At 69.2% G+C, this 6,711-nt stretch carries 7 protein-coding genes; 2 read left to right on the top strand and 5 right to left on the bottom strand.

Translation table 11 applies throughout. The annotated features are described in order from the left end of the window. Window positions 1–98 precede the first annotated feature (98 nt). From DMC18_RS13725 to DMC18_RS13745, 5 genes are read right to left on the bottom strand one after another with little or no spacing between them, the layout of a single operon-like run. On the bottom strand, window positions 99–998 hold the full coding sequence (locus DMC18_RS13725) for a polysaccharide deacetylase family protein (RefSeq protein ID WP_110122111.1): 900 nt from the start codon (window positions 996–998) through the stop codon (window positions 99–101). Further along, the gene (locus tag DMC18_RS13730) at window positions 985–1,929 is read right to left on the bottom strand and encodes a polysaccharide deacetylase family protein (protein WP_110122112.1); all 945 of its coding nucleotides are present in this window, start codon (window positions 1,927–1,929) and stop codon (window positions 985–987) included. Before DMC18_RS13730 ends, DMC18_RS13725 begins: the two co-directional genes overlap by 14 nt. 12 nt (window positions 1,930–1,941) lie before the next feature. Continuing rightward, window positions 1,942–2,802: an oxaloacetate decarboxylase gene (locus tag DMC18_RS13735; RefSeq protein WP_110122113.1), complete on the bottom strand. Its 861-nt coding sequence runs from the start codon at window positions 2,800–2,802 to the stop codon at window positions 1,942–1,944. Then, a complete protein-coding gene (locus DMC18_RS13740; protein ID WP_233245387.1) occupies window positions 2,799–3,287 on the bottom strand; it encodes a 3-isopropylmalate dehydratase in 489 nt (162 codons plus the stop codon). Before DMC18_RS13740 ends, DMC18_RS13735 begins: the two co-directional genes overlap by 4 nt. Next, the gene (locus tag DMC18_RS13745) at window positions 3,287–4,582 is read right to left on the bottom strand and encodes an aconitase/3-isopropylmalate dehydratase large subunit family protein (RefSeq protein ID WP_233245388.1); all 1,296 of its coding nucleotides are present in this window, start codon (window positions 4,580–4,582) and stop codon (window positions 3,287–3,289) included. Before DMC18_RS13745 ends, DMC18_RS13740 begins: the two co-directional genes overlap by 1 nt. Before the next feature lie 118 nt (window positions 4,583–4,700). Here DMC18_RS13745 and DMC18_RS13750 point away from each other — a divergent pair, with 118 nt between their 5' ends. Both DMC18_RS13750 and DMC18_RS13755 read left to right on the top strand, forming a co-directional pair. Further along, window positions 4,701–5,891, top strand: coding sequence for an acyl-CoA dehydrogenase (locus DMC18_RS13750; RefSeq protein WP_110122115.1), 1,191 nt, complete (start codon window positions 4,701–4,703; stop codon window positions 5,889–5,891). An 11-nt stretch (window positions 5,892–5,902) separates the two neighbouring features. Further along, window positions 5,903–6,625 (top strand): hypothetical protein, encoded by a 723-nt coding sequence (locus tag DMC18_RS13755; protein ID WP_110122116.1) that lies wholly within the window; start codon window positions 5,903–5,905, stop codon window positions 6,623–6,625. The last annotated feature ends 86 nt before the right edge of the window (window positions 6,626–6,711 follow it).

Raw genomic sequence — 6,711 nt, forward strand, 5'->3', positions numbered from 1 at the left:
CTCGCGAAGCGAGGTCGGGTGAGGGGTCTCTCAGAACCGTCCGCGCGACCCCTCATCCGTCGGCTACGCCGACACCTTCTCCCGCAAGGGGAGAAGGATCAGGAGGCGATTTCGCTCGCCGTCATGGCCTTCACGCCCAACTCCCCCAGCCCCGCCAGCAACCGCCGCAAGGCCGAGATCCGAAACGGCTGACCCGTCACGTACGGCGTCAGGGTGAAGCCCAGCACCCGCCCGCCGAACCGCCCGGCGCCGTCGGTGAGATAGCTGGCGGCCTCCAGCACCTGGCTCGCCCACTCGTCCTCGGTCTGCCGGCGGTCGATCATCAGCGACCGGTCGTCGAGTTCGTTGGACAGCGGCAGGCCGATCACCTCGCCGGCGTCGGTGGTCATCGCCACCGGAACCTCGTCCTGCTCCCAGTCGAGGCAGATGTCGAAGCCGGCCGCGCGGATCAGGTCCAGCGTGGCGAACGACTGCTGTCGCGCCGGGCTGAGCCAGGCGCGCGGCGACAGGCCCGCCGCGTCGAACCGCGCCCGCACCTCGGCCACCCAGGCGGTTTCGGTCTCGCGGTCGAGCCCGCCCCAGTGGATGTGGGTGGTCGAGAGGCCGTAGGTGGCGATCTCGTGGCCGTCGGCCAGGATCGTCTCGACCAGGGGCTTCAGCCGCTCCAGCTGGTCGGCGTTGATCGGGAAGGTCGCCTTCACACCAGCCGCCTTCAGGGCGTCGAGGATGCGGTAGACGCCCACCCGGTTGCCGTAGTCGCGCGTCGTATAGTGGCGCAGGTCCGGATAGGGGGTGACCATGGCGCCGGGGTGCTTGAACGGCTTGCCCGACGGGTTCAGCGGATGGTGCTCGATCGGCACGACGATCATCGCCGTCACCGCCGCGCCGCTCGGAAGCGCGATCGGCGCGCGCACGGTCGAGGGCCGCCAGGCGTAGCGGTCCTGGTCCATGCCGTAGGCGCGGTGCGGATAGATCAGGTGCTCGTCAGGCAGCGGCATGGTCGAACCCCGTTCCCGGCGTGGCCAGGCCGCGCGCGGCGATGTCGGCCACGGTCTGGTCGAAGTAGTTGTCGCGATAGTGGGCCGCGATCTCGCGGGCCGTGGTGATCCACACCTCGTCGTGGCCGGCGATGTGGCGCAGGGCCTCCTCGAAGGGGCGGATGCGGTGCGGCTGGCTGACCAGATAGGCGTGCAACGGGATGCACATCACCGTGCCCGACTTTTCGCCCTCTTCCAGCAACTGGTCGAAGTGGCGCTTGAGCACGTCGGCATAGCGCCAGGGGCTCATCGACAGCGCGCCATAGGTGATGACGTCGTTGACCTCCAGCGAATAGGGCATCGAGATCAGCTTGCCGGTCTTGGTCTTCACCGGCTGGGGCTGGTCGTCCTGGAAGAGGTCGCAGGTGTACCAGAAGTCGTTTTCGGCCAGGAGGTCGAAGGTCTTCTCGGTGTGGGTCAGGGCCGGGGCCAGGTAGCCCCGGATGCGCTGGCCGGTGGCGGCCTCGACCGAGCGGATCGAGTCCTCGATCACCGCCCGCTCCTGGGCCTCGTCCATGCCGTAGGAGTAGCGGGTGTTGTAGATGCCGTGGCTGAAGAACTCCCAGTCCCGCGCCACGCAGGCCTCGATGATCTCCGGATGGTGGTCGAGCAGGCCCACCGACAGCGAGATCGAGCCGCGCATGCCGTACTTGTCGAGCAGCTCCATCAGCCGCCAGTGGCCGACCCGGTTGCCCCAGTCGCGCTGCGAGTAGCCCACCACGTCCGGCGAGGGCTTGGGCCAGCCGGGACGCTGCGGGTTCTTCGGCGGATCGAACTCGTAATATTCGATGTTGGGCGCGATCCAGAAGGCCAGCTTCTTGCCGTCCGGCCAGACGATCTTGGGCCGGTCGCGATAGGGCCAATGATCATAGAGGTTGGGATCGGCCTGCATCTGACGCTCCACTCAGCCGGCGGCGTAGGCCGCGCCGGTCGTGACCATTTCAGCAAGGCCGATGCGGTCGTTCACCCCGCCCATGTCGATCATCCGCTCTGCGAACGGACGGGTCGCGCCATGGACCTTCAGGCTGGCCAGGAAAGCCTCGGCCGTCGGCACCAGGGCGCGCACCAGGGCGCCTGGCGAGATCACCAGCTTGAAGCCGATATTGCCCAGCTCCGTCACGTCGAGCAGCGGGGTCTTGCCGCCCTCGACCATGTTGGCCAGCAGCGGCACGCGGCCGGCGAAGGCGTGGGCGATGGCGCTCATCTCGCCCAGGGACCGAGGGGCCTCGACGAACAGCACGTCGGCCCCGGCCTCGACATAGGCGTGGGCGCGGTCGAGCGCGGCTTCGAAGCCTTCGACGCCGATCGCATCGGTGCGGGCGATGATCAGGGTCTGGTCGCTGGCCCGCGCATCGAGCGCCGCGCGGATCTTGCCCGACATCTCCTGGGTCGAGACCAGGCCCTTGTCCGACAGGTGGCCGCACTTCTTGGGAAAGGTCTGGTCCTCCAGCTGGATCGCCGAAGCGCCCATGCGCTCGAAGATCCGCACCGTGCGCTGCACGTTGACGGCGTTGCCGAAGCCGGTGTCGCCGTCGACGATCAGAGGCAGGCCGACCCGCTCGGACACCCGGCCCACAACATCGGCGACGTGATCGAACGACACCAGGCCGATGTCGGGCCGGCCCAGCTGGGTGTAGGCGATCGAGGCGCCCGAGAGGTAGATGGCCTCGAATCCGGCCTGCTCGATCAGCAGGGCCGACAGGGCGTCATAGGCGCCGGGGGCCAGCAGCGGCGTGTCTTGGGCGAGGCGGTCGCGCAGGCTCATGCGGCGGCTCCCTTCAGGCGTCGTTTCAGGTGGGGGATCAGGCCGCCGTCATCGATCATCGCCATCAGGTGCGGCGGGATCGGCGTCAGGGCATAGGTCTTGCCCGTGGTGATGTTCTCGAGGCGTCCAGCGACCGGATCCAGAAGGATCCGATCGCCGTCCGTCATCTCGCCGACCTGGGGAAACACGAAGGCCGGCAAGCCGAGGTTGATGGCGTTGCGGTAGAAGATGCGGGCGAACGAGGTCGCCAGCACCGCAGAGACGCCAAGGAGTCGAAGGGAGACGGCCGCCTGCTCGCGCGACGAGCCGAGGCCGAAATTCGCGCCGGCGAACACCACGTCGCCGGGGCGTACGCTGGCGGCGAAGTCCGGCGCGATCGCCTTGAGGCAATGCTGCGCCAGCTCGGTTGGCGGCAGCTTCATCAGGTTGCCCGGGGCGAGCAGGTCGGTGTCGATGGCGTCGCCGAAGACGAAGGCGCGGGACATCAGGCGGCTCCCGTCAGATAGGGGCGGGGGTCGACGATGCGGCCGGCCGTGGCGGCCGCCGCCACGGCGTAGGGCGAGCCGAGATAGACGTTGGCCCCAGCATGGCCCATGCGGCCCTGGAAGTTGCGGTTGGTCGACGAGATGCAGGTCTCGCCTTCGGCCAGGATCCCCGCGCCCATGCCGGCGCAGGCCCCGCAACCCGACGGCATCAGCACCGCGCCGGCCGCCAGTAGGGTCTCCATCACGCCTTCGCGGGCGGCCAGTTCCGCCGTGCGGGCCGAGCCCGGGGCCACCAGCAGACGCACGCCGGGGGCCACGCGGCGACCCTGCAGCACGGCGGCGGCCATCCGCAGATCCTCGATCTTGGCCCCGACGCAGGCGCCGATATAGGCCTGGTCGATGCGGACCTCGCCGAACTCGGTCGCGTCGCGGGTGTTGGCCGGCGAGTGCGGGGCGGCGATCTGCGGCGCCAGGCTCGACGCGTCGAAGCGGTGGACGGCGGCGTAGGTCGCGTCGGGATCCGAATGCAGGGCCAGGGCTGCGGCCTCGTCCGTCACCGGCGCGCCGCGGGCGGCCAGATAGGCGAAGGTCACGGCGTCCGGCGCCACGACCCCGGTCTCGGCGCCCAGTTCGGCGGCCATGTTGGCCAGCACCATGCGTTCGGCCATCGGCATGGCCTCGACCAGGGGGCCTGCGAATTCCACGGCCTTGAAGGCGTTGTCCATGCCCAACTCGCGGCACAGGAACAGCATGACGTCCTTGGCGGTCACGCCCGGCTGGAAGGCGCCGGTCCATTCGACGCGGATCGTCTCGGGCACGGCCAGCCAGGTCTCGCCCGTGGCGGCGATGGCGGCCATGTCGGTGGCGCCATAGCCGGCCGCATAGGCCCCGAAGGCCCCGGCCGTCGGCGTATGGCTGTCGCCGCCGGCGATGAAGGCGCCCGGCCGGATCAGGCCGTGCTCGGGCAAAACCAGGTGGCAGATGCCGACCATGTCGAAGAAGGCGCCGACGCCATAGTCGCGGGCGAAGTCGCGCGTCCCTTTCAGGATCGCCGCCGATTCCGCATCGACGGCCGGCACGTAGTGGTCGGAGACGATGGCCACCTTGGACGGGTCCCACAGGCCCACGCCCAGTTCTTCCAGCAGCGGACGCCAGCGGCGCGGGCCGCTGCTGTCGTGCGCGAAGGCCAGATCCACCTTGGCCGTCACGAGGTCGCCGGCGCGCACGCTCGGCAGGCCCGCGGCCTTGGCGATCACCTTCTCGACGAGCGTCTTGCCGCCCACTTGGCCAACCAACCTAATCGCCTCCCGGTCAAATCCAGCGGCGACCGGGGTAGGCGCGGGGCCCCCGGCTAGAAAGGCGGAAGTTCAGATCAATTGCTGTGCGGTCATTTCCGGCCGCCGGAGGACTACGATGCCCCTCGACGCCGCTCGCACCATTCCCGCCTTCGATTGGAAGGATCCGCTCGCCCTCGACGCCCGCCTGACCGAGGACGAGCGCCTGATCCGCGACGCCGCCCGCGCCTATGCGCAGGAGCAACTGCTGCCGCGCGTGGTCTCGGCCTATGCCGACGGCCGCTTCGATCGGCAGATCATGACCGAGATGGGCGAGCTTGGCCTGCTCGGCTCGACCCTGCCGGAGGAATACGGCGGCGCCGGCGTCAGCCACGTGGCCTACGGCCTGGCCGCCGCCGAGATCGAGGCCGTCGACAGCGGCTATCGCTCGGCCATGAGCGTGCAGTCCTCGCTGGTCATGTACCCGATCTACGCCTTCGGCTCGGAAGAGCAGAAGCGCAAGTGGCTGCCGGGCATGGCGCGCGGCGAGCTGATCGGCTGCTTTGGCCTCACCGAGGCCGACGGCGGTTCGGATCCGGGCTCGATGCGCACCGTGGCCCGCAAGGTCGACGGCGGCTACGTGCTGAACGGCGCCAAGATTTGGATCACCAACAGCCCGATCTCCGACGTCGCCCTGGTCTGGGCCAAGCTCGACGGCGAGATCCGCGGCTTCCTGGTCGAGCGCGGGACGGAGGGCTTCACCACCCCGAAGATCGACGACAAGCTCAGCTTGCGCGCCTCGATCACCGGCGAGATCGTCCTGCAGGACGTGCTCGTGCCCGACGACGCCATCCTGCCGGGCGTGAAGGGCCTGCGCGGTCCGTTCTCGTGCCTCAACAAGGCTCGCTACGGCATCGCCTGGGGCGCGATGGGCGCGGCGCGGTTCTGCCTGGAGACCAGCGCGGCCTATGTGGCCGATCGCGTGGTCTTCGGCCGTCCGCTGGCCGCCCGCCAGCTGATCCAGAAGAAGCTGGCCGACATGCAGACCGAGATCGCCCTCGGCTTCGAAGGCGCGCTGGCCCTGGGCCGTCGCCTCGACGCCGGCGACTGGGTGCCGGAAGCCATCAGCCTGCTGAAGCGCAACAACTGCGGCAAGGCCCTGATCATCGCCCGCGAGGCTCGCGACATCCACGGCGGGGCCGGCATCTCCGGCGCCAGCCACGTGATGCGTCACGCGGCCAACCTCGAGACGGTCAACACCTACGAAGGCGCGGCCGACGTCCACGCCCTGATCCTGGGCCGGGCGATCACCGGCCTGGCGGCCTTCTGAGGAGCGGGGCGATGAAGCACCAGGCCATCCGCGGCAAGATCCTCTACACCTCGCGCAAGCCGGGCCGCGAAGGCCAGGAGCGGGGCCGCGAGCACTTCTCCATGACCCGCCACACCGACGGCAAGGTCACCATCCGCGCCCAGTGCGAGATCGAGGAGCCGGACCCCACCGTCCTGCGCGACGCCGTCTACTCCCTCGACGAGCACAACCGGCCGATGGACTTCCACCTGCGCCTGACGGTCGGCGACAAGTTCATGGGCTCGGGCTGGTTCCGCTTCGGCGAGGACTTCATCGAGTGCGAGAGCTACGGCCCGTCGATCGGCCGCCTGTCGCAGCGCGTGCCGATGAACGGCCATTTCGACGGCTTCGGCACCCACCCGATCATCGGCGACGCCTACATGTGCAAGGTGATGGACGTGTCCAAGGGCCCGCACAAGCGCAAGCTGCGCGTCTTCCTGCCCTCGGTCGATCACCGCGGCGCCACCCCGCCGCAGATCGTCGAAAGCGGCATCACCCTGGAATATGTCGGCGACGAAGAGGCGACCACGCCGGCCGGAACCTTCGCCTGCCGCCACTTCCGCTTCCTCGGCGAGGACGGCGGCATGGTCAGCAAGGACGGCGAGCACCCGACCTACGACATGTGGGTCACGGCCGACGAGGACTCGCTCTTCGTGAAGGGCGGGGTCGGGGGTTACATGCAGACCTGGTACGAGCTGGTGGAGTTGGAGCGGTAGGGGCGCAAACCAAATCCCTCTCTCTTAGATGTTCAGACCGGGGACATCCGTGACAGGTGTTCGGAGACATCCGTGACGGTCTGAGG

It is taken from the genome of Caulobacter sp. D5 (assembly GCF_003185805.1).
GTDB lineage: Bacteria > Pseudomonadota > Alphaproteobacteria > Caulobacterales > Caulobacteraceae > Caulobacter.

What these genes read in the sequence shown, in the direction of transcription:
- DMC18_RS13735 (WP_110122113.1), bottom strand. Translation starts at nt 2,802, where the DNA reads ATGAGCCTGCGCGACCGCCTCGCCCAAGACACGCCGCTGCTGGCCCCC.
- DMC18_RS13730 (WP_110122112.1), bottom strand. Translation starts at nt 1,929, where the DNA reads ATGCAGGCCGATCCCAACCTCTATGATCATTGGCCCTATCGCGACCGG.
- DMC18_RS13740 (WP_233245387.1), bottom strand. Translation starts at nt 3,287, where the DNA reads ATGTCCCGCGCCTTCGTCTTCGGCGACGCCATCGACACCGACCTGCTC.
- DMC18_RS13755 (WP_110122116.1), top strand. Translation starts at nt 5,903, where the DNA reads ATGAAGCACCAGGCCATCCGCGGCAAGATCCTCTACACCTCGCGCAAG.
- DMC18_RS13725 (WP_110122111.1), bottom strand. Translation starts at nt 998, where the DNA reads ATGCCGCTGCCTGACGAGCACCTGATCTATCCGCACCGCGCCTACGGC.
- DMC18_RS13750 (WP_110122115.1), top strand. Translation starts at nt 4,701, where the DNA reads ATGCCCCTCGACGCCGCTCGCACCATTCCCGCCTTCGATTGGAAGGAT.